The 25416-nt window shown below is 40.4% G+C and carries 24 protein-coding genes and 1 other RNA gene; 8 read left to right on the top strand and 17 right to left on the bottom strand.

Going from position 1 to position 25416, the window contains the following annotated elements; all coding sequences use genetic code 11:
* Positions 1-2 precede the first annotated feature (2 nt).
* Both ACULLG_RS12935 and ACULLG_RS12930 read right to left on the bottom strand, forming a co-directional pair.
* A complete protein-coding gene (locus ACULLG_RS12935) occupies positions 3-890 on the bottom strand; it encodes a 3-hydroxyacyl-CoA dehydrogenase family protein (protein WP_452127216.1) in 888 nt (295 codons plus the stop codon).
* Between the two features lie 94 nt (positions 891-984).
* Positions 985-1950: a Gfo/Idh/MocA family protein gene (locus ACULLG_RS12930; RefSeq protein ID WP_452127215.1), complete on the bottom strand. Its 966-nt coding sequence runs from the start codon at positions 1948-1950 to the stop codon at positions 985-987.
* A 114-nt stretch (positions 1951-2064) separates the two neighbouring features.
* On the opposite strand from ACULLG_RS12930, the gene ACULLG_RS12925 reads away from it, so the two are divergent.
* On the top strand, positions 2065-2706 hold the full coding sequence (locus ACULLG_RS12925; RefSeq protein ID WP_452127214.1) for a protein-L-isoaspartate(D-aspartate) O-methyltransferase: 642 nt from the start codon (positions 2065-2067) through the stop codon (positions 2704-2706).
* On the opposite strand, the gene smpB is transcribed toward ACULLG_RS12925, so the two are convergent.
* On the bottom strand, positions 2703-3164 hold the full coding sequence (gene smpB / locus ACULLG_RS12920; protein WP_452127213.1) for an SsrA-binding protein SmpB: 462 nt from the start codon (positions 3162-3164) through the stop codon (positions 2703-2705). The genes ACULLG_RS12925 and smpB overlap by 4 nt on opposite strands.
* An 81-nt stretch (positions 3165-3245) precedes the next feature.
* On the opposite strand from smpB, the gene ACULLG_RS12915 reads away from it, so the two are divergent.
* The gene (locus tag ACULLG_RS12915) at positions 3246-3989 is read left to right on the top strand and encodes a DUF6503 family protein (RefSeq protein ID WP_452127212.1); all 744 of its coding nucleotides are present in this window, start codon (positions 3246-3248) and stop codon (positions 3987-3989) included.
* Here the strand turns inward: ACULLG_RS12915 and ACULLG_RS12910 are convergent.
* Positions 3986-4516: a histidine phosphatase family protein gene (locus ACULLG_RS12910; protein WP_452127211.1), complete on the bottom strand. Its 531-nt coding sequence runs from the start codon at positions 4514-4516 to the stop codon at positions 3986-3988. The two genes, ACULLG_RS12915 and ACULLG_RS12910, sit on opposite strands and share 4 nt — an antisense overlap.
* Before the next feature lie 73 nt (positions 4517-4589).
* On the opposite strand from ACULLG_RS12910, the gene ACULLG_RS12905 reads away from it, so the two are divergent.
* Entirely contained in the window at positions 4590-6092 is a 1503-nt protein-coding gene (locus ACULLG_RS12905; protein ID WP_452127210.1) for a PorP/SprF family type IX secretion system membrane protein, read from the top strand.
* A gap of 91 nt (positions 6093-6183) precedes the next feature.
* Here the strand turns inward: ACULLG_RS12905 and ACULLG_RS12900 are convergent, their stop codons facing one another.
* The 4 genes from ACULLG_RS12900 to clpB all read right to left on the bottom strand — a co-directional run bounded on the left by ACULLG_RS12900 (position 6184) and on the right by clpB (position 12145).
* Positions 6184-7347: a hypothetical protein gene (locus tag ACULLG_RS12900; protein ID WP_452127209.1), complete on the bottom strand. Its 1164-nt coding sequence runs from the start codon at positions 7345-7347 to the stop codon at positions 6184-6186.
* Positions 7348-7547: 200 nt separating this feature from the next.
* Entirely contained in the window at positions 7548-8654 is a 1107-nt protein-coding gene (locus ACULLG_RS12895) for a helix-turn-helix domain-containing protein (protein WP_452127208.1), read from the bottom strand.
* A gap of 85 nt (positions 8655-8739) precedes the next feature.
* Entirely contained in the window at positions 8740-9336 is a 597-nt protein-coding gene (locus ACULLG_RS12890; protein WP_452127207.1) for a TetR/AcrR family transcriptional regulator, read from the bottom strand.
* Positions 9337-9544: 208 nt separating this feature from the next.
* Complete coding sequence (clpB, locus tag ACULLG_RS12885) at positions 9545-12145, bottom strand: ATP-dependent chaperone ClpB (protein ID WP_452127206.1); 2601 nt, start codon at positions 12143-12145, stop codon at positions 9545-9547.
* Positions 12146-12488: 343 nt separating this feature from the next.
* Here clpB and ytxJ point away from each other — a divergent pair, with 343 nt between their 5' ends.
* The gene (ytxJ, locus tag ACULLG_RS12880; RefSeq protein WP_452127205.1) at positions 12489-12878 is read left to right on the top strand and encodes a bacillithiol system redox-active protein YtxJ; all 390 of its coding nucleotides are present in this window, start codon (positions 12489-12491) and stop codon (positions 12876-12878) included.
* A gap of 73 nt (positions 12879-12951) precedes the next feature.
* On the opposite strand, the gene ACULLG_RS12875 is transcribed toward ytxJ, so the two are convergent.
* The gene (locus tag ACULLG_RS12875; RefSeq protein ID WP_452127204.1) at positions 12952-14157 is read right to left on the bottom strand and encodes a hypothetical protein; all 1206 of its coding nucleotides are present in this window, start codon (positions 14155-14157) and stop codon (positions 12952-12954) included.
* 249 nt (positions 14158-14406) lie between these two features.
* Here ACULLG_RS12875 and glyA point away from each other — a divergent pair, with 249 nt between their 5' ends.
* Positions 14407-15681, top strand: a complete 1275-nt coding sequence (gene glyA, locus ACULLG_RS12870; protein WP_452127203.1) for a serine hydroxymethyltransferase — start codon at positions 14407-14409, stop codon at positions 15679-15681.
* A gap of 49 nt (positions 15682-15730) precedes the next feature.
* Here glyA and ACULLG_RS12865 read toward each other — a convergent pair whose 3' ends face one another.
* From ACULLG_RS12865 to ACULLG_RS12830, 8 genes are all read right to left on the bottom strand, one after another.
* A complete protein-coding gene (locus ACULLG_RS12865) occupies positions 15731-16387 on the bottom strand; it encodes a hypothetical protein (RefSeq protein WP_452127202.1) in 657 nt (218 codons plus the stop codon).
* Between the two features lie 176 nt (positions 16388-16563).
* A complete protein-coding gene (locus ACULLG_RS12860; RefSeq protein ID WP_420322784.1) occupies positions 16564-17232 on the bottom strand; it encodes a response regulator in 669 nt (222 codons plus the stop codon).
* Positions 17233-17256: 24 nt separating this feature from the next.
* Complete coding sequence (locus ACULLG_RS12855) at positions 17257-19353, bottom strand: tetratricopeptide repeat-containing sensor histidine kinase (protein WP_452127201.1); 2097 nt, start codon at positions 19351-19353, stop codon at positions 17257-17259.
* Positions 19354-19699: 346 nt separating this feature from the next.
* Positions 19700-19867 carry a hypothetical protein gene (locus ACULLG_RS12850; protein WP_452127200.1) on the bottom strand — a complete coding sequence of 56 codons (168 nt, stop codon included), beginning with the start codon at positions 19865-19867 and terminating at the stop codon, positions 19700-19702.
* 137 nt (positions 19868-20004) lie between these two features.
* On the bottom strand, positions 20005-20739 hold the full coding sequence (locus ACULLG_RS12845) for a LytR/AlgR family response regulator transcription factor (protein WP_452127199.1): 735 nt from the start codon (positions 20737-20739) through the stop codon (positions 20005-20007).
* Positions 20740-20868: 129 nt separating this feature from the next.
* Entirely contained in the window at positions 20869-22410 is a 1542-nt protein-coding gene (locus ACULLG_RS12840) for a hypothetical protein (RefSeq protein ID WP_452127198.1), read from the bottom strand.
* Positions 22407-22802 (bottom strand): acyl-CoA thioesterase, encoded by a 396-nt coding sequence (locus ACULLG_RS12835; protein WP_452127197.1) that lies wholly within the window; start codon positions 22800-22802, stop codon positions 22407-22409. The genes ACULLG_RS12840 and ACULLG_RS12835 overlap by 4 nt, the downstream gene beginning before the upstream one ends.
* Entirely contained in the window at positions 22802-23872 is a 1071-nt protein-coding gene (locus ACULLG_RS12830) for a glutaminyl-peptide cyclotransferase (protein WP_452127196.1), read from the bottom strand. Before ACULLG_RS12830 ends, ACULLG_RS12835 begins: the two co-directional genes overlap by 1 nt.
* 73 nt (positions 23873-23945) lie before the next feature.
* Here ACULLG_RS12830 and ffs point away from each other — a divergent pair.
* The 3 genes from ffs (at position 23946) to ACULLG_RS12815 (ending at position 25366) form a co-directional block, all read left to right on the top strand.
* An RNA gene (gene ffs, locus ACULLG_RS12825) (signal recognition particle sRNA small type) lies at positions 23946-24044 on the top strand.
* A gap of 59 nt (positions 24045-24103) precedes the next feature.
* On the top strand, positions 24104-24913 hold the full coding sequence (locus tag ACULLG_RS12820; protein WP_452127195.1) for an SDR family oxidoreductase: 810 nt from the start codon (positions 24104-24106) through the stop codon (positions 24911-24913).
* 33 nt (positions 24914-24946) lie between these two features.
* Positions 24947-25366 carry a hypothetical protein gene (locus tag ACULLG_RS12815; protein ID WP_452127193.1) on the top strand — a complete coding sequence of 140 codons (420 nt, stop codon included), beginning with the start codon at positions 24947-24949 and terminating at the stop codon, positions 25364-25366.
* Positions 25367-25416 lie beyond the last annotated feature (50 nt).

Genomic DNA, 25416 nt, shown 5'->3' with positions numbered 1-25416 from the left:
GCTTAATTAAATTGCGAAGCTACCTTTTCTGCTTTTCTGGATTCGGAATAATCGTAAAAGCCTTCTCCTGATTTTACACCCAATTTTCCTGCCATCACCATGTTTACCAATAGGGGGCAAGGGGCATATTTTGGATTTTTGAACCCCTCATACATCACATTCAAAATGGAAAGGCATACATCCAATCCAATAAAATCAGCCAATTGCAAGGGTCCCATAGGATGTGCCATTCCTAATTTCATCACGGTATCAATTTCCTTGACCCCAGCAACTTGATTATACAAGGTTTCAATGGCTTCATTGATCATGGGCATCAAAATTCTGTTAGCCACAAATCCGGGATAGTCGTTTACTTCTGTTGGGGTTTTGCCCAATTGCCTGGACAGGTCCATAATGGTTTGGGTTACCTCATTCGAAGTGCTGTACCCTCTAATAATCTCCACGAGTTTCATAATGGGAACCGGGTTCATAAAGTGCATGCCAATGACCTTATCTGGGCGCTGCGTTGCCGCTGCAATTTGGGTAATGGAGATGGAAGAGGTATTGGTAGCCAAAATGGTATCTGCATCACAGATTCCATCCAAATCTTTAAAGATTTGAAGTTTGATCTCCAGATTTTCGGTGGCGGCTTCTACGACCAAATCAGTGTTTTGCACACCGTCTTTTAGACCAGTAAATGTTGTGATATTCCCAAGTGTGCTGCTTTTTACATCTGCTTCAATAACGCCTTTGGATACCATTCTATCCAAATTTTTGGAAATGGTAGCAATTCCCTTGTCTAGGGATGCTTGTGAAATATCAACCAGATTTACTTTAAATCCACTTTGCGCAAAAACATGGGCTATTCCGTTGCCCATGGTTCCTGCTCCGATTACGGCTATGTTTTTCATTTAGTTTGAGTTTCTTATGTCTTTTGTTGGCTCAAGTGCAGCGGTCTTTTTTGCTGGAAAGTCATTCTCGACTGCGCTCGAACTGACATCGAATTTATTTTTTAAACGATTCAATAATTTGTAGGGCCACTTGAAGGGCCTTGGAACCTTGTTCCAAAGTCACAACAGGTTCAGTATCATTGTTGATGGCATCCGCAAATGTTTCCAGCTCGTCCAGAATGGCATTATTGGTCTCAATCTCCGGGTTTTCGAAATAGATTTGCTTTTTCTCTCCTTCAGCATTTTGAAGGATCATATCAAAGTCACCAGGCTTTTCAGGAGCATCCTTCATTTTGACCACTTCCACCTTTTTTTCCAAAAAATCGACCGATATGTAGGCATCGCGTTGAAAGAATCTGGACTTACGCATATTTTTCAAAGAAATTCTACTCGAAGTTAAATTGGCCACGCATCCATTTTCAAATTCGATACGTGCGTTTGCAATATCCGGGGATTTGCTGATTACGGAAACTCCACTGGCATTGATTTTCTTTACTTCAGAATTTACCACGCTCAAAATAGCATCAATATCATGAATCATTAAATCCAAAACCACGGGAACGTCAGTTCCTCTTGGATTGAATTCCGCCAGCCGGTGGGTTTCAATGAACATGGGTGTTTCAATTTTGTCCTTGACGGATAAAAAGGCGGGATTAAATCGTTCTACATGCCCAACTTGACCCTTTATATTGTTTTTTTTGGATAGCTCTAGAAGTTCTTCGGCTTCTTCGGCCGTATTGGTAATGGGTTTTTCAATAAAGATATGCTTGCCTTTTTCAATGGCCTTTTTGGCACAATCAAAGTGAGAAAGGGTAGGGGTAACAATGTCGACCACATCCACGGCATCCATAAGGGCATTGATGTTTTCAAAATAGGAATAACCAAATTCGTCCGCTACCTTTTTGGCATTGATCTCATCGGGGTCGTAAAAGCCAACGAGTTCATATTTATTGGATTCATTTAAGAGCCTAAGGTGAATTTTACCCAAATGTCCTGCACCAAGGACACCTACTTTTAACATACTTCCGGTTTTTGTCAAAAATACGGATATGGGATCATTCTTCCATAAAAATAAGAGGGCATCTGACTATAAAATCCTTCGGAACTTTTTAAATTCGTGTACCAGACCAAAAACATGAAGGATACATTGAAGCATCGAGGGATGCGCAATAAATTGGTGGAGGTGTTGTCTGCCAAGGGAATACAGGACAAAGCTGTTTTGGATGCCATTAAAACGGTGCCCAGACATTTGTTCTTGGACAGTGGTTTTGAAGATCATGCCTATCAAGACAAAGCTTTTCCCATTGGTGCAGAGCAGACCATTTCACAACCGTATACGGTAGCATTTCAAACGGAACTCTTGCAAATAAAACCCAACGACAAAATATTGGAAATCGGAACTGGCAGTGGATATCAGACAGCAGTACTTTTACATTTGAAAGCTAAAGTCTACACTATTGAACGACAAAAAGAGCTTTTTAAAAAAACAAAACTCTTTTTCAATAAAATGGGATATAGACCTAAAAAAGTGATTTTTGGTGATGGATATAAAGGATTGCCCGAAGAGGCCCCTTTTGATGGAATCATTGTCACGGCCGGAGCACCCATGGTGCCAAAACCGCTTATGGCACAATTGAAAATCGGGGGAAGACTGGTAATTCCTGTTGGTGTAGATGAGCAGGTAATGACACTCTACATCAGAAAATCAGAAAAAGAATTTGAAAAGCAGGAACTGGGAGCCTTTCGTTTTGTGCCTTTATTGGAAGACAAGAACTAGCGTTTAAAATCTTTCTTGATTCGAGATAGGTTCCGTTTGTTGTCTCTATCCTTGATAGTTTCTCTTTTATCATACAGTTTTTTACCCTTAGCTAGCCCAATTTTTACTTTGGCCAACCCCCTTTCATTAATGAAAAGATTGAGCGGAATAATGGTAAGCCCTGATGTTGTGACTTCTTTACGGAGTTTTTTTAGTTCCCGTTTGTTTAAGAGTAATTTACGCTCCGCTTTCGGTTTGTGGTTGTAATATCCGCCATGGCTGTATTCGTCCACTTGCATATTGATGACATAAAGCTCACCCATTTCATTAAATTCACAAAAACTTTGGGAAATGGAAGCCTTACCCAACCGTATGGATTTGATCTCGGTGCCTCCTAGCACTATTCCGGCGGTATAGGTATCCAGAATCTCGTAGTCGAAACGCGCTCGTTTGTTCTTTATGTTGATATTTTTCTGCATTGTTGGCAAAAATAGAAACTCTTTGCAAAGAAAATTGTAATGTTACGGTGTATTTTACGATTGTAAACAAAAATCAGACCGATGAAAAGAATCTTTTTTGGCGTACTTCTACTTTTGGTTATCTCATGCAAGGAAAAGGCCAAAACAGCGCTTACAGTTCAGGAAATTGTTGACAAATCCATTGCCGTTAGCGGGGGGGACCTCTATGCTACCCATGGTAGCTCCTTTCAATTTCGAAACAGAAAATATATTTCCAAAAAAGTGGATGGAAAGAAAATATTCAAACGGATTTCAGTCCTGGATTCCATAACCATTACAGATGTTAAGACGAATACGACTTTTCAAAGGTTCATAAATGATTCATTTATCAACCTACCAGATTCCATTTCCAATCGATATTCAAATTCAGTCAATTCAGTGCACTATTTTGCCAGATTACCTTATGGGCTGAACGACAAGGCTGTGAATAAAGAATTGTTGGGCAAGGAAAGCATAAAGGGAACATTGTATTATAAAATAAAGGTGACTTTTAACCAAGAAGGCGGTGGGGATGATTTTGATGACACTTATGTCTATTGGTTCAATACAGAAACGTTCAAACCCGATTATTTAGCCTATGACTTTCACGTGAATGGGGGGGGACAGCGTTTTCGGGAAGCCTATAACGAACGCATTGTAGAGGGAATTCGTTTTGTTGATTACAACAATTACAAACCTAAATCGAAGGGAACCCCAATTTTGGAGATAGGGCAACTTTTTGAAAAAGGGGAATTGAATCTACTATCAAAAATTGAGCTCTCGGAAATCGAAGTGACCAAAAATTAGTCCATTTTAAGACGCATATCGGTAGCAACACCATCTATTATCCGAATAATGAAAAGACTGCTGTTATCCGTGTCGTCCATTTGTTCATATTTCTGAATACCGAGCATGTTATTTACAAAAGTCGGAGTTGAGTTGCTATGGCCCACGACCAGCACATTTTTTCCTTCGTTTTCCAATTTAAAGGCTTCAATATCCACATCCCTTGGGTCGTAATACTTTACATTGATATTTTTTTTGACTGAAACCGGGGCCGCCGTCATAGAGGTACGCTCATAATTTGTTGAGTAGATTACATCTATAGCTATGGGGTCGAATACTTCAGCCCATCTAACCGCACGCATCAAACCATCCTGGTTGAGTTCGGGGTCATGATTTTCAGGATTGGTGCGATCCTTTTCGGCATGTCTAATAAAATAAAATGTGGAAACTACAGGGTCGGTAATTTCATTATCTTTATTGGAATTATTGCAGCTGGTTAATCCAACAACTAAAATTGAAATGGCAATGAAAAGTTTGGTTGTTCGCATAATAATTAGACTAAAATCCCCTTTTTTTACAGTATCAGCACCTAAAAGTAACGTTTAATTTTCATTTTCTGGTATGCCCAAACCTCATGTTTCTTTTGTGTTCTTATTGGCAATATCGTTCTGCTTTGCGCAGGAAACCATTTTGCCCGCAGATTTTAGGCAACATAACCTTACCCAATTCAATTCCAGTTTACTTAACCCATCTTATGGAATGGATTGGAACAATCCGAATTCCATTGCTGTTTGGTCACGCTGGCAGTGGCAAACTATAGACGGAGACCCTACCAGTTTGTTTGTGAACTATACGCACGGGATCAATGAAAATTCTGCATTTGGGATTGGATTTTTGCAACATAACACCGGTATCTACCTGAACACCGGAGCCAATTTGAACTATGTTCATTCCATTACTTTGGATAATATAAAACTGCTTTTTGGGGTCAATGTATTTGGATTTCAGCAAGAAGTGGCAGATGATGCGCTAACACCGGACCCTGACCCTTCGGATGCCGCGACCAAGGATTTCATTATTGCTGTTTCCCCTTCGGTTCGATTGCAGGCAGGGAGTTTTGGTCTAGGCCTGGCCTTGGAGAACATTGTGGATTTTAATTTATCCAATAGCACTGAAGAAAATGAGGCCGAAACGAAGGTTTATACCGGAACCATGAGTTATGATCTCCCTCTTGGCGTTTTCAGTAATTGGGGCAATAGTTGGCTAAGACCATTGGCCTATGTTAGGGCAATTGACGAGGCGGATACGCAATTTGGCGGAACCGTATTGTTTTCCACACCAAAGTTTTGGGTTCAAGGTGGGTTCAATAATTTTTATGGTCCTTCTGGAGGAGCGGGTGTAACCTTCGCCAAAAAGCTTTCGATTGGCGGTTTGATGGAATTCGGAACAGAATGGCCACAAAGCGGTGAGGATCCCACACTAGAGATTATCGCGTCCTATCACTTAGGAAAAAGCGATAACAGAAAGAAAGTGGTAGGGTTTGATGTCGAAACAGATGAGGAATTGGCTTTGGAGCGAATGAAAATAGAGGAGGAGCAAAGACAACGTGAGGGCCAAAAATTAGCCGAAGCAAGGGCAGCGGAACAAAGAGAGCGTGAGGAACAACTAAAGTTGGCGGAAGAAAAAAGATTGGAAGCTGAACAACAGCAGCAACTTTTGGCAAAACTAGCTAGGGAAAGAGATTCCATTGCACAGGCTAGGATGGACGCAATAAAACTGCAAGAAGAACAAAGAAAAAAGGATAGCATTGCGAGGCTCCAACGGCAAACAGTTGAGGTAAAGCCAAACGAGAGATACGAGGAGGTAACCAATGCCGAAGGCTTGGAACCTGGCTTTTATCTAATTGCAAATGTATTCGGAACTAAACGTTATTTTGAGAGCTTTATGCTGACTTTGAGGCAAAAGGGTCTGGAGCCAAAATCGTTTTATCGCAGTTTGAACAAATTCAACTACGTGTATTTAGAACGTTATAACACCATGCAAGAGGCCCGTAGGGCAAGGGATAGCCAATTCTTTGGCAAATACACAGACAAGACATGGATTTTTAGGGTGCGAAGCGATTAAATTAGATTCAATCGCTTCGACTTTGTTGGCAACCACTTGAATTAGAACTACCCTACTTAGTACTTTTTCAAGATTTGGGGTATTATATTTCTTATTCAATAACCCTAATTCGCACCGCATTTGGTTGCACTAGTCCACCAGCACCAGAAGTGACCAAATTTTTAATAAAGGTACCGCTGCGGTCGTACAATTTTACTTCGGAAGTTCCTCCGCTGCCAATCAGCATATCGCCATTGGAGAAAAAATCGATACCCTCAGGTTGATTTAAACCGGAAGAGATCACATCTCCTATAAGATTGCCATCAGAATCAAATTTCACCACTTTATTACCTGTCCAATCGTTGGCTAAAAGGTTATCTTGGGCATCGAACCATATGTTTGTGGGACCTTGTAATCCAGAATTAATAAACAATCCAAGGTCATTACCATTGGTGTCAAATTTTCTAACTGATTTATCCTTAAACGAGGACACATAGAGGTTGCCCGCAGAATCCCAGTCCAATCCAATACTTTGGTCAACCGCTACATCAGTAAAATTATCCACAAAAGTTCCATCCAATTGATATCTGCGAACAAGTCCATTACCTCCCCATTGTAGCACGTACAATAAGTTGTCCGCTCCAACCTTCATGCGTGTAGGGCCGCTTATTCCCGTTGCAAAACTTCCAATTAAATTACCGGTCGAAGCATCATACCTGTTTATTTTATTTGAACTTAAATTGGAGATGAGCACTTGTCCTTCATCTTCAAGAAACAGGATATCCTGTGGCCAGGCCAGGTCATCATCGATAAAAGTTGCTGCGTTTTGGCCGTTTTCATCATACCTCAATATTTTCCATGGGCCTGTAGTAAATTCAACAGCATCGCTTACATAAACAAAAGTCCCTGATTGCGGCTCGGAATCCACAATAGTCAAAGAATAAGTTTTTGAAATACTCCCCACGCTTGCGGTAACAACAGAACTTCCCACTTGTAGTCCAGTTACAAGGCCACTGCTATTTACGCTTACATTGGTATTGTTTGCCGACCAGTTAATGCTTCCTGAAATTGCTATGGTTTTGCCAGATTGGTCTTTTCCCGTGGCAGTTAGCGTTGTAGTGTTGGTTCCAAAAAGGTCAAGTTGATTACCGTTTGAAGAACTGATGGTAATACTTGTAAGTACAGGATTTTCATTAGGAACTTCGCCTCCGGGACCATCACTTGAACTACAGGAATAAATAAGCGCAATCACCAGCAAACAGAATATCTTTTTCATATGGGAATAAATTTGAAATTTCATCTTGAGATTTGTTAAGTTATTTTCTGAGCGTTTTACAAAACCATGATTTAGCCATCCTGCAGAACCATGACTATGTAAAGCAAATCAATACATTAAAAGTATAGGGGGTATTAGTTCTTATAAAGATTTACAACAATTTGAAGTGAGAATTACCCGGTTAAGAAAGACTTTGTTTATTAAGCTGTTTCTTTCCCATCGGAATTAAGGAACAGTTTAGGAGTGGTTCCCGTAAATTTTTTGAAGGCATTGTAGAAAGAGACCCGATTATTAAAACCACAGGCGTACATCACATCCGTAACGCTGAGTTTTTCATCTTCTCGAAGCATTTTCTTGGCTTCTTCAATTCTATACGAGTTGATGAAATTAAAAAAGTTGGAATCAAAGTGTTCATTGATAACTTGTGAACAATGGTGCCGTGAAATGTTTAATGTATCCGCAAGATCATCCAATCTAAATTCGTTGTTCAAAAAAGGTTTCTCGTTGTCCATATACTTTTCCATGTCTTCTTTTAATTCCAAGGAAAAATCGGGCGTGAGTCCGGTGGTTTTGTATTTGATTACAGGAACAATCTTTTTCATGGGCAGCCCATCAAACACCTCAGGTTGAACAAAACCAAAATAAGCGAGCATGGATATAAAAAATAGCATGGACGCTCCTATAAGATAATCGCCGCTTGTGGTCAGAACTCCCAAACCATTGAACACGAAAAATGATGAAAATGAAACCACATAGCCCAGATAGGAAAAAGATATCCATTTGAGCCAAACTTTCTTATTTCGACTCACCACTCCTTTCATCAATTGCCAAAAAATCAAACCAAAATATAAGAGCATAAGTGCAATAATGACCTTGGTCTGGTGCGGGTTAAAGTAATGGATAGAAAAGACAATTCTGCCACTCCGAAACAATTCCACCTTGGTTTCAGGATTCATTAGGTACACACGGGAATAGTTCAATAATATTATTAAAAAAGGTAAAAAGTGAACGGTATCCTTCCATTTGAATCTGGTTCCGTAAACAACCCTTCTGATGTAAAAGAATAAAATTGGACCATAAAGCACCCATACCAACATGTTGGTAAAGAGAATACTTATAAAACGTTGTGTAAACAACTCGCCGGACCAATACAACGCATTGTAGAAAACGTTGTATCCGAAAAGAAGTACATAAAAACCTAACAAGCGGTTGGCCACTTTGTCACCTCTTTTCTTTAGAAATAAGAGGATGGCCAAAATAAAAGCCAGAAAGGAAAAGAGTGAAAATAAATATTCGTACGTGTTCATTTATCCCAAATAAAAGGAAATTTTATGACTTCGGTCTGGTAAGGTATGGTCAGAGCGATAAAGAAGGGAAGAATCTGGTATCTGTCTACTTTTTAATCTCCTTTTGCACCAAATGTTCCAAGTAGGCAATGGTATTGATCAAGTATTTACGATCTCTGGTCATGGTGCTCATGGACACGGCACCCTGTATCATGGTAAAAAGTTGTTTGGCGAATTGAAGGGGAGGAACAGGCAAATGAATCTCATTTTGGTTGACCCCATTTTCCAAAACCAAAGCAATTTTCCCTTCAATGGTTTTTATGGTCTCCTTTACAGCAGCAGCAAGCAATTTGTTGTTGTTCTGCGCATCAACACCTACATTAAGGATGGGGCATCCACCAAATGGAAGGGTGAAAACATCATACTGGCGGTAAAAACGTAACAGGGAATGTATTTTATCCATTGCGTTGCCCTCAATCTCCAACTTCCCATCTATTACGGCGAGCAAATGGTTCTGATTGTGTTCAAAAGCTGATAGGGCCAGTGCTTCTTTGTTTTCAAAATTCCCATAAATAGCTCCTTTGGTTAACCCAGTAGCTTCGGTTAGGTCACTCATGCTTGTGCCCACATAACCGAATTTGTTAAAAATGGGAGCTACAGTTTCAATGATGTATGCAGTGGTGCGCTCTGCTTTTTTGGTCATAGTGGCTCGGGTTGGTTTTAAGTCGGCTGGCTCTAGCTAATATATAAAAAACAGATACTGTATGGTATATTAAAAATGCAAAAGCCCTTATTTTAACATAATAAGGGCTTTCTTTTTTATATTACGTGTCAGGTTGAGCATAGGAGAGACCTATAATAGGCATTCAGTTGTTAAGACTTCTCGACTGCGCTCGAAATGACATGGCACACTATTCCACCAGCTCATTTTGGTTTCTGAAGACCAATTCATCATCAAAAGAGTCTAACAATATGATACTTTCCGCTTTAATTTTTCCAGCTAAAAGCTCTTTGGATAAATTGTTCAATACCTCTTTTTGGATCAATCGTTTAACCGGTCTTGCTCCAAATTGTGGATCATACCCCTTTTCAGCCAAGTAGGCTATGGCTTCTTCGGTGGCATCAAGGGTAATGTGTTGTCTGGAGACCATTTTTTTGAGCTGATCCAATTGCAAGCGTACAATTTCCGTGATGTTGGACTTGTCCAGTGGGGTGAACATGATGATATCATCTATCCTGTTCAAGAACTCGGGTCTTATTGTTTTGCGCAATAAACCCATCACCTCCGTCCGAGCTACCTCTGCTGCACTTTCCAGATCAGGGGCATCCTCAAACTTTTCTTGAATGATTTGGCTGCCCATATTGCTGGTCATGATGATGATGGCGTTTTTGAAATCGGCCACACGTCCTTTGTTATCAGTCAACCTACCTTCATCCAAGACCTGAAGCAGTATGTTGAAGGTGTCGGGGTGCGCCTTTTCAATCTCATCCAATAGCACTACAGAGTATGGCCTTCTGCGGACTGCTTCGGTCAATTGCCCGCCTTCATCGTACCCCACATATCCGGGAGGTGCACCGACCAACCTACTGACCGAATGACGTTCTTGATACTCACTCATATCTATGCGTGTAATGGCATTTTCATCATCAAAAAGGTATGCCGCCAAGGTTTTGGCCAACTCGGTTTTTCCCACACCTGTATTACCGAGGAACAAGAACGATCCAATCGGTTTTTTGGCATCTTGTAAACCAGCTCTACTTCTTCTAATGGCATCAGATACGGCAACAATGGCCTCCTCTTGCCCTACTACGCGTTTATGAAGTACATCTTCCAATTTAAGTAATTTTTCGCGCTCACTTTGCATCATTTTGGTCACGGGAATACCTGTCCACTTGGCAACAACTTCGGCAATATCCTCATTGGTGACTTCTTCTTTGATAAGGGTTCCAGAACTTTGTTGTTCTGCCAGTTCCTCCTGAAGTTTTTCAAGTCGTTCATGGGATTCCTTGATTTTTCCATATCGCAGCTCGGCCACTTTGCCGTAATCCCCGTTGCGCTCTGCACGCTCGGCCTCAAGTTTGAAGTTTTCAATATCCTGTTTTGTTTTTTGGATATTGTCCACCACGCTTTTTTCACTTTCCCATTGCGCAAAAATTTCATTGCGTTCTTCTTTGAGATTGGCCAACTCCAGATTTAAACCCTGCAACTTTGCCTTGTCATTTTCCCTTTTAATGGCTTCGATTTCAATTTCGAGCTGCATTATTTTTCGGTCCAGTACGTCCAACTCTTCGGGTTTGGAATTGATTTCCATACGAAGTTTCGAAGCTGCTTCATCCATAAGGTCAATCGCCTTGTCCGGTAAAAATCGGTTGGTGATGTAGCGTTGGGATAATTCCACAGCAGAAATCACAGCTTCATCCTTGATGCGTACTTTGTGATGCGCTTCATATTTTTCTTTGATTCCCCTTAAAATTGAGATGGCGCTTTCCGTATCCGGTTCGTCAATCACTACCTTTTGGAACCTACGCTCCAATGCTTTGTCCTTTTCAAAATACTTTTGATATTCATCAAGCGTTGTGGCCCCGATTGCTCTAAGTTCACCACGAGCAAGTGCAGGTTTAAGAATATTGGCGGCATCCATAGCACCTTGACCACCTCCGGCCCCGACCAAAGTGTGGATCTCATCAATAAAAAGTACAATGTTGCCGTCAGAGGAGGTAACCTCTTTGATGACAGCTTTTAAACGTTCTTCAAATTCGCCTTTATATTTAGCTCCTGCAATTAGGGCTCCCATATCTAATGAATAAATGGTCTTTTCTTTTAGATTTTCAGGGATATCGCCTTGAACTATCCGGTGTGCCAATCCTTCTGCAATGGCCGTTTTACCAACACCGGGTTCTCCCACTAACATGGGATTGTTTTTGGTTCTTCTGGAAAGGATTTGAAGCACGCGTCTGATTTCTTCATCGCGCCCGATCACAGGGTCCAGTTTACCACTATCTGCCAGTTGGTTCAGATTTTTGGCGTATTTATCTAAAGAATTATAGGTATCCTCAGCACTTTGAGAGGTAACTTTGCCTCCCTTTCTAAGTTCTTGGATTGCGGCCGTGAGGTCTTTTTCCGTGACACCTTGATCCTTAAGAATTTGGGCAATCTTACTTTTTGATTTGAATATTGCCAATAGCAAATGTTCGATAGAGACGAATTCATCACCTTGTTTTTTGGCAATGATACTAGCTTCGTTCAATGCTTTTCCGGCTTCCCTTGAAAGCATGATCTCTCCACCGGAAACTTTGGAAAAACTTTCCAGCTCTTTTTCCAAAATTTGATGTATCAAGGCAATATTGACGTTCAACTTTTTAAGAATAAAGGGCAATACGTTTTCATCTACCTCCGAGATGGCCTTGAAAATGTGCTCGTTTTCTATTTGCTGGTGTCCTAGGCCTTGTGCAAGCTGTTGTGCTTGCTGAATGGCCTCTTGTGATTTTATAGTGAAATTATTAAAGTTCATTTTCAATGTTTTATTTGCTTAATGTCAACAACCTTACCATTGGTGAAGTACCGTCAAAATGTCGGTAAAACCCTGAAAACAAAGGACATTTCGTCAGTTTGTAAGCTTTTTGTCCAAGCTCGACAGAACTAATGTAAGTTCGACATAAGAGGTGATTGTTTTTCCAATACAAATCTTGACAATTGTGGAATCTGTCACTTCGAGTGCAGTCAAGAAATTTTAAAAGCGGATTTTTTAAGTAGGTCTCGACTACGCTCGACCTGACACTATCACAAATTATGATTTGTCAATTCAATAAACATAATTTAATAGGCGAACTTATTTTAAATAATAAATTTGCAACATGGGAATATTCAATAACTTATTTGGAAATAAAGAACAGTCAACAAAGGAAGAAAAACAGGTTCCATGGATACCGTTGGTAGCTATGGATCAGTTGAATGAAATCAAGGAAAAATCCAAGGAACGGACGCAGCTTATTTTCAAGCATTCGACCACATGTGGTATCAGCCGAATGGTGTTGAATATGTTTACTTCATCGTATGCCTTGGGCGAAGATATAGACGTCTATTTTTTGGATTTACATGCCCACAGGGACGTTTCAAACGCAGTGGCATCTACTTTTCAAGTGATGCATCAATCCCCGCAATTATTGATCATTAAAAATGGAGAGGCAACCTACCATACTTCACATGGGGCCATTACGGATATTAACTTTGAGGAATATGTATAAAAAAACCCCGATTTATGTCGGGGCTTTTGTTGTGTTCAAATAATGTTTTCAAGATTCACATTTGACAATCTATTTAATCGTTGAACTGATTCCCTGCAACAAACCGGTTCTGGGTAATAATGGACTTTAATCTTAACTTCAAGTCCTCGCCCGCATCATAAACCATTTGTTCGTTGGTTGGGAACGGAACAGCCCTCACTTGCAAGAGCGAGATCAAATCGGTTTCCAATGCTCTTTTGTCACCTCTATAATTGGCATAAACGTGTTCGAAGACAAATTCACTGCTCAAGGGATAAGAATTGATTTCCTGACCACTTTGCAGATCGGTAAAGCTAACTTTAGCGCCAATTTGTGCAGCTTTGAATTGCGTAAACTGATAAAAATTGCACGTCACCTTTTTAAACTTGTCTACTTTTATATCATTACCAAGACTATCTTTGGCCACATTTCCATTATCGTCCAAAACGTATTCAAAACCGTCTTTGACCAGCTTTTCTTTAATGATCTCCTTCTCATTTACCTGCTCTGGGGAGATATTGATCTCTCTAAAATTCAGGTTGAGGGCATAATCATATTTGATATCGGCCAGGGGATTGGCATGATATTCCAGCCAAAAGTTATCCAATCCGTAACCGTTGAAATCCAACAGCTCTTCTTCCAGTCTTTCAGGAATGATCTGTTGTGTGTCATTTCCGATTTCCACCATTACATATTCAAGCCCTTTAGCATAGGCATCATTCATTTTGGCAATGGTTTCCTTATAACCTGGATTGATTTCCTGTAAATATTTCAACTCACCGTAGGCAGCCCTATAATCGGCTTTCTCTTTGGCTGTGGTCAATAGATTTGAAGCATTGCTATATAAGTATTCAGAAAGATTGTTCTTGGTAGAGACTATCCTTGAATCATAGTTTACAAAGTCGAAAGAGGCGTTCCTGTTTTCATCATAAATAGGAATCGGCATTAATGGTCTGATTCTTTCTTGGATTTGCTTCAACTGCAAATACTTGTTGTAAATGGTTTCCAGATTTGCTGGGTTACCATCATTTTTCAAAAAAGTAATCTGCTCCATTTCGCGTTGTGCATTTTTGGCGAAGGCATCCTCCAGTAACAAAACATAGTTTTGATGACCTTTTTTGGTCTTGTTATCGGTCAAATTCTTGATGGCCCTGTTCATGGCCGAAACATAGTTACCGCTGTTTAGGGCTTCCTGGGTTTTTTTAACCCCTCCGCAGGCAGCGAGAACGATCAAAAAACTAAAGAGTATAATTTTTTTCATGGCATTTTGATTTTATTGGTTTCTAGTTGGTTTCCAACAGCCGTGCCAAAAACCTACACATTAGTAACGAAAAAGGATTATCGGTAGTATAATATCGATGAAATACATAAAAATCGTTTAAATTTTAGCAATTCTGAAGTAAAGCATGGTTGTTAATTGTCATTTGATAAAATCACAATTGCTGGGTATTTTTTTAGGTCTGGTTTACCATTCTATTTGTAATTTTGGGACTTCTTAATTTAAAGGCAAATGCAAAGAGACCACCAGATTTTTGAACTCATTGAGAATGAAAGAGCAAGACAGCTAGAAGGGATAGAACTAATAGCATCGGAAAATTTTACCAGTCCGCAGGTTATGGAAGCGGCAGGATCGGTACTGACCAACAAATATGCTGAAGGATATCCGGGAAAACGCTATTATGGAGGCTGTGAAGTGGTGGATCAAGTGGAGCAACTGGCCATTGACAGGGCCAAAGCGTTGTTTGGTGCCGAATATGCCAATGTACAGCCCCACTCGGGTTCGCAGGCAAACGCAGCGGTGTATCATGCATGTCTTAAACCGGGGGATACCATTTTGGGCTTTGACCTTTCCCATGGCGGACACCTGACCCACGGATCACCCGTGAATTTCTCAGGAAAATTGTACAACCCTGTTTTTTATGGTGTTGATGAAGAAACGGGAACCATAAATTATGACAAGGTCCAGGAAATTGCGACCAAGGAGCAGCCAAAGTTGATCATTGCGGGAGCGTCAGCTTATTCTCGAGATATGGACTTTAAAAGGTTCCGGGAAATTGCCGATAGCGTAAATGCCATTTTACTGGCCGATATTTCGCATCCTGCAGGTCTTATTGCAAAAGGGATAATGAACGATCCAATTCCCCATTGCCATATTGTTACCACCACAACCCACAAAACCTTAAGAGGTCCTCGAGGGGGATTGATATTGATGGGCAAGAACTTTGAAAATCCCTTCGGGATACGTTTGAAGAACGGAAACCTTAGAAAAATGTCGGCCTTGTTGGACTTGGCAGTTTTCCCTGGAAACCAAGGCGGACCGTTGGAGCATATTATTGCAGCCAAAGCGGTTGCATTTGGGGAGGCACTTACCGATGACTTTTTACATTATATGCTGCAAGTAAAGAAAAATGCCGATGCCATGGCAAAAGCATTCATGAAACGCGATTACAAAGTAATCTCTGGAGGCACCGACAACCACATGATGTTGATTGACCTGAGAAACAAGAACATCACAGGGAAGGATGCAGAAAAAGCTTTGGAGCTTGCCGCCATCACTGCAAACAAGAACATGGTGCCTTTTGATGACCAATCTCCATTCATTACTTCAGGTATTCGATTTGGTACACCTGCCATTACCACCAGAGGATTGAAAGAGGATGACATGGAAACCATTGTAGATTTTATTGATGCTGTGATCATGGATCCAGAAAACTTGGATCATATAGCCCAAATAAAAACAAAGGTCAATGAGCTTATGCAGTCAAGACCTTTGTTCAATAACTAAAACTAACTAAGGGTGTTCTTAGGCCAATGCCTAAGGAAATCAAAATTGTTCAGTCTAGAAGAAAAAAATCTTCTTTGAACAGCTTTTTGGTTTTAAGATTGTATACCATGGCATCATGGTTTACCTCATCGTCAAAATAGAGGCCCCAATGGCCATAATAGGTAATGTCGGTATTTTCTTTTTCCATTAATGGGAGGGGAGCTTCTTCAAAAACGGGCACAAACATTTCATAGGGCATTTCGGTCAACCCTTTGGTAAGATATACAAAGTCTTCACTGATTTTGAATATGATCGCACCGAGTTGCTCTGGAATACTTTGATCGTAAATGCGGGTAACAATTACCGAGGTATCATTAAAATGCAAGGTAATTTCGGCGATATCAACGGCACCTTTGTTCACCGAGTACAACTTTTCATAGGACTCCCCAAACGGGGTAATGGGCAAATTGATACCATCATTTTGTACAAATCCACCCCAGTTTCCCTTGTTGTAGTAATGTAGACTTTCTGCAAGCGCATAGTTGCATCTAAGTTCAACAATTAGATCTGCCCTAAACTTTTCAATGTTGTACCGACACCGAACGGTAGCCTCTGCAAAAAAGTCTTTTTCCAGCGCTCTTTTAAATTCTTCAAGCCCTCTAGCAAGAATAAAACTCTTGATTCCGTCGAGGGGAAAATTATAATCTGATTTCTTTTGGAATGGCATATTTGGTAGATTGGTATAATGTTCTCTACCAAAGTTAAAACGAATCTTTTTTTCGGGATTGAAGGAAAACCTTAAAAATTCTGGGGGTTTCCTCGTGTTTTGGCCTTTTTTTAAAGAAAAAGAGATAAAAACGAAGAAATTTCTCCAATTCCGCTAATTGGCGGTTAAAATCCGATTTATATAAATCCCCTGTTTTTTGCGGCCAAAATCAAGGCTAGATCATTCTCATTTTCGGTGCCAAAAAGTGACTTTAAATGACGTTTTCTATTCTCGATGGAAGAGGGGGAAAGCCGAATAAATTTTTCCAAATCTTTGTTTTTGGTTCCAATGGACAAATGGTAAAGAATCTTTTTGTCCTTTTCATCTAAATTAATGTCGTTGGACAACTTTTTACGAATTGCTGCCAAGGCTTTGGAAGAATAATAAGGAGGATTTAGGGTAACCACCTTCACGGCTTCCTCCAAGGTTTTGGGATCTATATCGGTCTTTACCAAATAGCCATCTGGGTCAACGGATGTAAGAATACTGTTGATCCGGAAGTTATCTCCGAAAGAGGACATAAAGACAATCTTGGTTTCGGGCACCAACTGACGGGCCAAAATTCCCAACTCTTCGCCCGAATGGGGCTGGTCTTCATTGGGCGGGTACATTTGTACGTCCAAGAACAGAATGTCATATTTAAAGGAATCGACCGATTCTTCGATCATTCTTTTTCCCAGTTCAAAGGTATTTGCGGTATCTACGATTATACTATATCCGTCAAAAACAATGCGCTCCAAGATAAACTTGTACCCAAGCATTGTCATTTCATGGTCATCAATGGCTAAAATTCGCAGTGTCTTCATTTTAATTGTTTTCACGTTGTTGGTTTATACGTTCAACACCTGTCTGTATTCTTCAATTTTGGCGGGGCTGTCCAAATTCACAAATTGGGCCGGTAACGTCACCGAAACAGTGGTGCCCTGCCCTTTTTTACTATCAAAACTTAACGTTCCGTTCAATTTCTCCACTCTCGAAATCACATTTCTATGTCCAATACCTTTTTTGCCCTTGCCGGTATCAAAACCGACACCGTCATCTGCAACCACCAATTTTAGCATATTTTCATCAACACTAAAATTAACGTCCACATTATTGCAATGGGCGTGCTTAACACAATTTTGGAGGGATTCTTGAACAATCCGGTAGGCATTAATTTTAATATCGCCATCCAAACTGTCCCAAGCCACCTCTTCATCATATTCAAAAGAACATGCAATACCTGCAGATTTACTTGTGGTATTGATCAACTCCTCGATGGATACAATAAAGTTATGAATTTTTTGGTAAGATGCATTGCTCAGCTCATGCGAAATGGTTCGTATTTCCTCTTCCACTTCGCGTAGTTTTTCAATGAGTTCTGCCCGTTGTTGAATGGAAGTTTCATCTTCCTGGTCGTTTAAGGTGGTCAGGATCAAGCGAATGCCCAACATTTCGCCCAGGATGCCATCGTGAAGTTCTTCGGAGATGCGTTTTTTCTCCAATTGTTTGCCCTCTTCAAATTTACCTTGTTGCGAAAGCATGAGATTGTAGATCTCTTGGTTTGACTCTTGCTGTTTTTGTTGGAATTTTAACCTGTTGTTGCTGATACGTTGGGACACAATTATAAAAAATGCGACACCTAGCGCTACCAGGCCCAGCGCAGCACCAAACCAAATCTGTTTTTGGCGGGTTAACACTACATTTTGTTCAATGACCTCGTCGGTTTCCAAGCGGATACGGGCAAATTTATCCCGGATTATACGTTCCTCTTCTCTAATTTGTTCATTTAGATTATAGTATTCATTGGAATACGACGTTGCATTACCACTATCCAAGTTGGTAAGCAGTTTTAAAATCAATAAATGGTGGTCGTTGTTGGTGGTTTCTTTGGCCAAGGATAATGCCTCTTTAGCTACTTCAATTGCGTTGGTTGTGTCCTTCTGTGCCAATAAAATCTCAGCGTAATACTGTTTGGCACGGGCCTGGTCAATAGTTAACCCTGTACTGTCATTCAGAGCAATAGCTTTCGAAATCAAGCTTTTAGCCTCTTCATGCTGTTTTTTGCCATTTGAAATAGCATGCGCAAGACTCACTAAAGCCTTACCATAAAGTTGTGGGTTTTCTACTTTGAAATCTTTACTTTTTAATAAATCCTTGTAAAATTTCTCTGCTTTGGCATATTGGCCACTTTCTAAATATATAACAGCTATGTTATTTTGATTTTCACGTATAAAGTTTTTTTGCCTTGCCCCGTCTAGCTTTTCCAAATCATACCTAGCTTTTTCATAATACTCTAAAGCTTTGGGATAATTCTTCATATCGCTAGCAATAGTACCTAAAAGATTATCACAATAATATATCCTTAGGTAATCGTCTAAATCGTTAAAGACCCTAAGTGCTTCAATGGTGTTTATCTCTGCTCCCAAATAATCTTTAAAATGCTTCTGGATTCCACCCATGCCTAATTGCATCCTACTTTTTAGAGAAAGGGAGGTTGAATCAACAGGTAACTGATTAAAACTGTTAAGAGCTTTATTATAGTGAAAATAAGCACTGTCAACCACTCCGTGGGAATTAAAGAAATGCGCCAAATCCCAATGGGATTCACCCAAAGCCTTATATATACCATCTTCTTCGGAAAGGTGCTGAACCTTAAGGTTCATTTGTCGGAACCCCAAAGAATCTTCCAATCTTTTATAGGCCAAGGAAATTCGCGATAAATGGTCCAAACGAATGGTATCATTGGAAATTGTATGGGCTTTTGCCTCTGCATCAAGCAAATACTTTTTTCTGCCCTCCATGGACAATTGCATGCTGTCGCGGGCAATATTGATCCATTTGTTAACCAGGGCCGACTCAGGAGTGGTATCAGCATCATGGTCTTGGGGTCGCTGCCCACAGCTAGTCAAAAGAATAAAAATCAATATTAAACTCTTGTTTTTCAACGTAATAGGTTAAAAGTAAGCGGTTATTTGTTTTCTTTTACTACAAGGTAAAAAAAAAGCCCCAAATCAAACGAGATTAGGGGCTATGTTTTATGTTTACTAATGACTACAATTTCCTCTCGTCATCGTTTATTGATTCTATAGTTGAATAATGACCATAGGAAACAAAATTGATTGTCTTGTTTTGACCAATGTCTGATGCATCCACTTTTGATAATTGAGTGGTCTCAGCAACCGAAGAGCTTGACCCTATATTCTTCTCTGAACAAGCCAAAATGTAAAGACCAAATATTAATAAAACGATAATAGAGGTTATTTTCTTCATTCCTAGAGATTTTATTAAGAATTAGTTTCTTCCATCATCCTCACCACTGTTATTGCTGCCAGTAGTAGAATCTTGATCTCCAATACTTTCAAATAAATTTTCGGTTTCAGCTACATCTGTTTCTGCTTCGCAAGAAAAGAATCCCAAGGTCATAACTGCTAGTGCTAAAATGCTTAATGTCTTTTTCATAATATATGTTTTTGATTAGAAATTTTGGTTAACGCCGACAAGATATTTAGAGCACAAAAAGGGACGGGTGCGCGCACAAACATTTTAGTGTTTGTACCTATTGTATTAGAATTTTAAGAGAATCTGTAAGAATTGACCTAATTAAGGGTCTTTAAGGCATTTTTGGAGAGCATATCCTTTAAAACATCCACTTTTTCCTTGTAGGTTTTGGTAAAGGGAAGTTCCTCATTTTTGTTGTTACGCAAAGTGCAGGTTGACTTTCCGTAGTTGATGCCCGACACGTAACGACTGTTAATAATGTAACTCTGGTGCACACGGATAAAGGATCCTGGAAGCGTTGCCTCAAAAGATTTTAAGGTCTTGAAAGCACTGACCACGGTGCCATTGGTCATAAAAAAATCGGTGGCGTTGTTGTCCGATTTTAGATAAAGAATATCGTTGGTGTCCAAATACCGATAGTCGCTGTACGATTTTAGGCAGATGGTAGAGGGCATGTTTTGTTTGTTGTACAGTTTTCGCAAGCGCATAATGCTCTTGCGGATGTCAAACTCGTTGTGCGGTGTGATCCAATAATCGAAAAAACCACTTTTAATGGCGTTGTAGGCATATTTTTTAGAGCTGGAGTACCCTATGATCAACGGAAGCGTGGGCATAAACTGGTTGAGCTCCGTGACCATCTGAAAATGTTCCATGCCATTTTCGTTCAGGTTGATCAATACCAAATCGGGGGTGAACTTTAAAATGGTGTTCAGGCCCTCACGGGAATCCCTGGCATTGCCAACACAGCTAAAATCTCCATACTCTTGCATATGAAGTTGCAACTGAAGCTTTGAGGCAGCACAGGAATCGATTATGGCATAGGTATAATCCATAGCTAACGTACTGGGTGCAAGATACTAACGAGTTAAAAAAACCTATTGCAGTTTTCCCTTAAAAAAACTATGGATTTCCCTCAAAATCAGGCATTTCATGTGATTTTTCCCATAAACTTTGGAGAAAAACTAATTTTCCATAACATTTTCGTAGGCACCGATGTCGGGATTTGCTCCTCGGTCCGTTCCTAAAATATCGACCGGAAGGGGTGGGGTTATGGCAAAATTTGCAGCATCGATGGCAGCTGAATTTTCCCCAATCCAAAATTGATCTTTAAAAGGATTGGCAAAATCTGCATCTGCATTCAACAAAAGATTCTGGTATATATCGGTATCCAAAAAATTGTACAATGGGTTGTTTTCAAATTGATTGTCGGAATCATTGAACTTTAAAAGGCAATTTTCAAAGCCGAAATTAAAATCGGTATCCACATCTTTTAGAAGGGAAAGTTCGAGCCGCATATTACCATCGACGATACAATTTACAAAATTGGCTTCTTCCAAAGCAATGGAAGAATTGGAGGTGAAGTTATCCAAAGCCAATGTGGGCCAATTGCGGATGCCTTTGTTCCAATAATTGGCCAAAGTGCAATGTACAAAGCTGTATTTTCCTCCATTGTTACCATAAAATGAACTGGCACCTGCACTTCCCAACACGCTATTTTCGGCCACGATACTGGATGAAATGGCCCAAAGATTATGGCTTATACTATTATATATCTGTGAGTTTTTTAGGGTAAGTGTAGGACTCAATAATTGACCATCGCCCTCCACACGTAATCCAAGGGTGGCATTTTTAAGGGTCAAATGGGTTATTTGGCTGTCCACACTACCTTCTCTAAGCCATACGGTGCCCCATTGCCCGGGTACATCGGCATAAGTGGGTTCCAACCGGTCACCTTCAAAGATGACCTCATTCTCCAATACCTCTTGATCTTCGCTTAAGAGCCCGTTGATGTGCAATGAAGCTCCGGTATTGACCAAAAGCCCTGAATTATTATGGAAATGCACCCTGGCCCCGGCATCCACCGTTAAAGTGTTCCCTTCGGGAACGGCCGCATAGCCATAGATCACATAGGGCTTTTCATTGGTGAACTGTAATTCATCAGGTTCTAGAAAAAAACCTTCCACTCGGATTTCATTGCCGTTTTCATCAAGACCCAGCACCAAGGTCTCTTTGGTTCCATTGGAAAGCGTGGCAGGATATAAAAAAACAGCATCTTTGACCAGGGTGACCAGTTCCACCATTTGCTGATTTGTGTTATTGCCAAACAGGAGACTTTCAGTATATAAAAATTCGTTTTCAGGAATTTGTGAAGCATCAAAAGTGGTTTCGATAAAAACAAAGAGACTGTCTTTGGCCAACAAAGGAACATCATTGAATTCTTTTCCGGCCTGTCCATCTACATTCAGACGATAACTGCTGGTTTGGCCGGTTTCAAGCCCTACAAACGGAATCAAGATGTCTTCGTTACTTCTGTTATATACCTTTAAGGTATAGGTGGCGCTGCCAATGTTGGTGAAAATGGTATCGAGAAAAACGGTATCCTTGGAAAATTCCAAATTTCCGGTGCTGGGCACATAATCAAAATCCTTTCTGCACGAGCTCCATGAAATGGCGAGTACCAGCATGGCAAGCAGGGCTATGGATTTGATCAGGGGACGGTTCATGTTTTGTTAAATAATTGTTGAACGACTTCGGGAACCCGTTTGGGTCTAAACGTGATGGCGTCCAACAAGCACCACTCCGTTATACCTTTAACTAGTAGTGCATTGGTTTTATTGTTTTTGATGGCCACCACTCTTTTTGAAATGGCTCCCTTGGTTTCTTCAATATAGGTTTGCACTTGGATGGTGTCTCCTAGTTTGGCGGATAGATGGTATGCAATGTGGTGATTTTTCACCACCCATATTAGACCTTTCCGAGTAGCCTCATCAGTTACCTGGAGCCAATGTTTTTTAGAGATATCCTGTATCCATTCCACATATCGGATGTTGTTCACATGGTTCAGTTCATCCAGATCGTCTTTGGTAACCGCGAAGACTTCGGTATAGGACTGCATTAATCTTTCTTACGGATTTTAACCTCAAAAAGCTTATTCCAGTTTTTGCCGGTGACAAAAAAAGTTTTCCGCTCAGGATGGTATGCCACTCCGTTCAATACCGAATTGGTGTCGTCCCATTCCGGTCCTTTTTTCACCTTGCCCTTTAATCCTCCAAAGTTGATGACACCTTCGATGGCCCCGGAAGTAGCATCGATGATCATCATGCTTTCTTTTTGGTAGACGTTGGCATATATTTTTCCATCTACATACTCCAGCTCATTGGCCTTGTTGAAAATGGACTTGTTGGTAACCGTTTCAATATAGCCCTGCTCCTCAAGAGTGGTTGGGTCTAAAAACCATATTTTCTCAGTACCATCACTTTTGAACAGTTTGTTGCCATCGTTGCAAAGGCCCCAGCCTTCACGGCTTTCACCATAGCTAAAGTTTTTGATTTTTTCCAGATTGGATGGATCATACACATATCCAAGTCCACTCTGCCAGGTGAGGTGGTACAACTGATTGTTTAAAAGGGTAATACCTTCACCAAAAACACTGTTGTCCATGTCTATTTTTTGAAGGATTTCGCCCGTTTCAAAATTTACTTTGCGTACTGTGGAAGCTCCTTTTTTACCTGTACTTTCATATAAAATACCCTCGCTGAACTCCAGACCTTGGGTATAGGCGGTTGGATCGTGAGGGTAGGTGTTAATAATATCGTAGGTATAAATTTTCGGGGCATTGGCAGCCAGAAGTTTGATTTTTTTGTTGATTTCCACTGATTCTTCCCCAAGACTAATTTTGGCCACCAAATTTTTGCTTCCCAGGGTGGGTAGGTCAAATTTTATTTTTCCGTTGGATAAGGGTAATGGTTTCCCATCTATGGAATAACTAATATTGGAGATTTCAATGTCCTTCCTATTTTTAATGGTAACCCCAACTTCTTGGTTTTGTTGAAACTTGTTCTGCTTCCCTTCCAGTTGGATTGAAAAAAGTTTTGATGGATCCGTTTCACCTCCGCATCCCAAAAAAAAGAGCAAAAAGCCAAAAATAGAAAGTAGCTTGACCATGGTTCTAAGTTTGTGTTTCATGATTTATCGCATTGCATCGAAATTAAGAATGAAATGGGATTGCAGCAAATTTAAAAGGTCGTATATTTGTCCTTGGCAAGTCCTACACGACCAGCTCCTGCAAAATCCCCCAGGGCGGGAACGCAGCAAGGGTATGTGGTCGTAGCGGTGCGATGTAGGTAGCTTGCCTTTTTTTGTGCCCTAAATTCTGATAATCACGTATCTTTCAATCTCTTAAAGTAAGCTGCGCACATGGATAAAAAAGTTGTTTTGATCACCGGTGGATCTTCTGGCTTGGGCAAGGCCATTGGCACCCATCTTTCCTCCAAAGGTTTTAAAGTTTACGGAACTGCAAGAAAACCAGAGAATTATCCAGATTTTGACGCTTTTGATTTGGTGCAGTTGGATGTAAAGCAACCTGAGAGTGTTCAAAATGCGGTTGCCCATGTTATTTCGAAAGAGGGTAGACTGGATGTATTGATCAATAATGCCGGCGTGGGCATAACCGGTCCGGTCGAGGAGACTCCTCATGAGGAAATTTTGAATGTTTTCGATATCAACTTTAATGGACCCGTGCACATGATGAAGGCTGTATTGCCGCAGATGCGCAAACAGGGTGGAGGTTTGATCATCAACGTAACGTCGATAGCCGGTTTTATGGGATTGCCGTTTAGGGGCTATTATTCTGCATCCAAAGGAGCTTTGGGATTGATCACGGAAGCTTTGCGGATGGAAACAAAAAGCTTCGGAATTGAGATAACCAATTTGGCTCCAGGCGATTTCGCCACCAATATTGCAGCTGGCCGTTACCATTCGCTAGTGGTAAAAGGTTCGGCATATGAAGAAACATACCAAAAAAGCTTGGATCTTATGAATGAGCATGTTGATGCAGGAGGAAATCCTATGGATGTAGCAAAAAAAGTCCATGCAATAATTCGAACTAAAAATCCAAAGATACATCAGCCCGTGGGCGAATTTATGCAAAAGCTTTCACTGTTCTTAAAGCGCATTTTACCGGGTAAGCTGTATGAGAAACTTTTACGCAATCACTATAAGCTGTAGCGCGATGGCATGTTTTTTGATTCATTGGAAAACATGGAGAAAAGAAAAAGATTATTTAGGGTTTTTGTAGCAGCTTCGTTCGCGATTATTTTCTACGGCTGCGACGAGATTTACGAGTGTGTTTTTAATATCAACCCAGAGATCCATCAAAAGCAATTGCTTGTGGGCGTGGTTGGTGAAAGGTACCAAGACTTTATAACCGCTGAGGTCAGCAATGAGGTCAACGACAACGATTACGATTATTTCTTTGACGTAATTGGAGAACTACCTCCGGGAATTTTCTATGATACCAATAGAAGATCTATTGATTTTTTCGGTATACCAGAGGAAACGGGCGTCTACCGATTTCGGGTGGAACTCTTTGTGGAAGGATATGATTATCATGGATACGATCGTAGCCCAACGTGTAGGGAATCTACTGTGAGGGAATTCACAATTCAGGTTTTGGACTAAGCCCACCAGATTATTTTACTCTATTTTAGATGTATAGGCTTCTTATTGTT

The organism is Flagellimonas sp. 2504JD1-5, assembly GCF_053618295.1.
The sequence above is the reverse complement of the archived record's forward strand: the minus strand, read 5'-3'. Positions and strand labels throughout refer to the sequence as shown.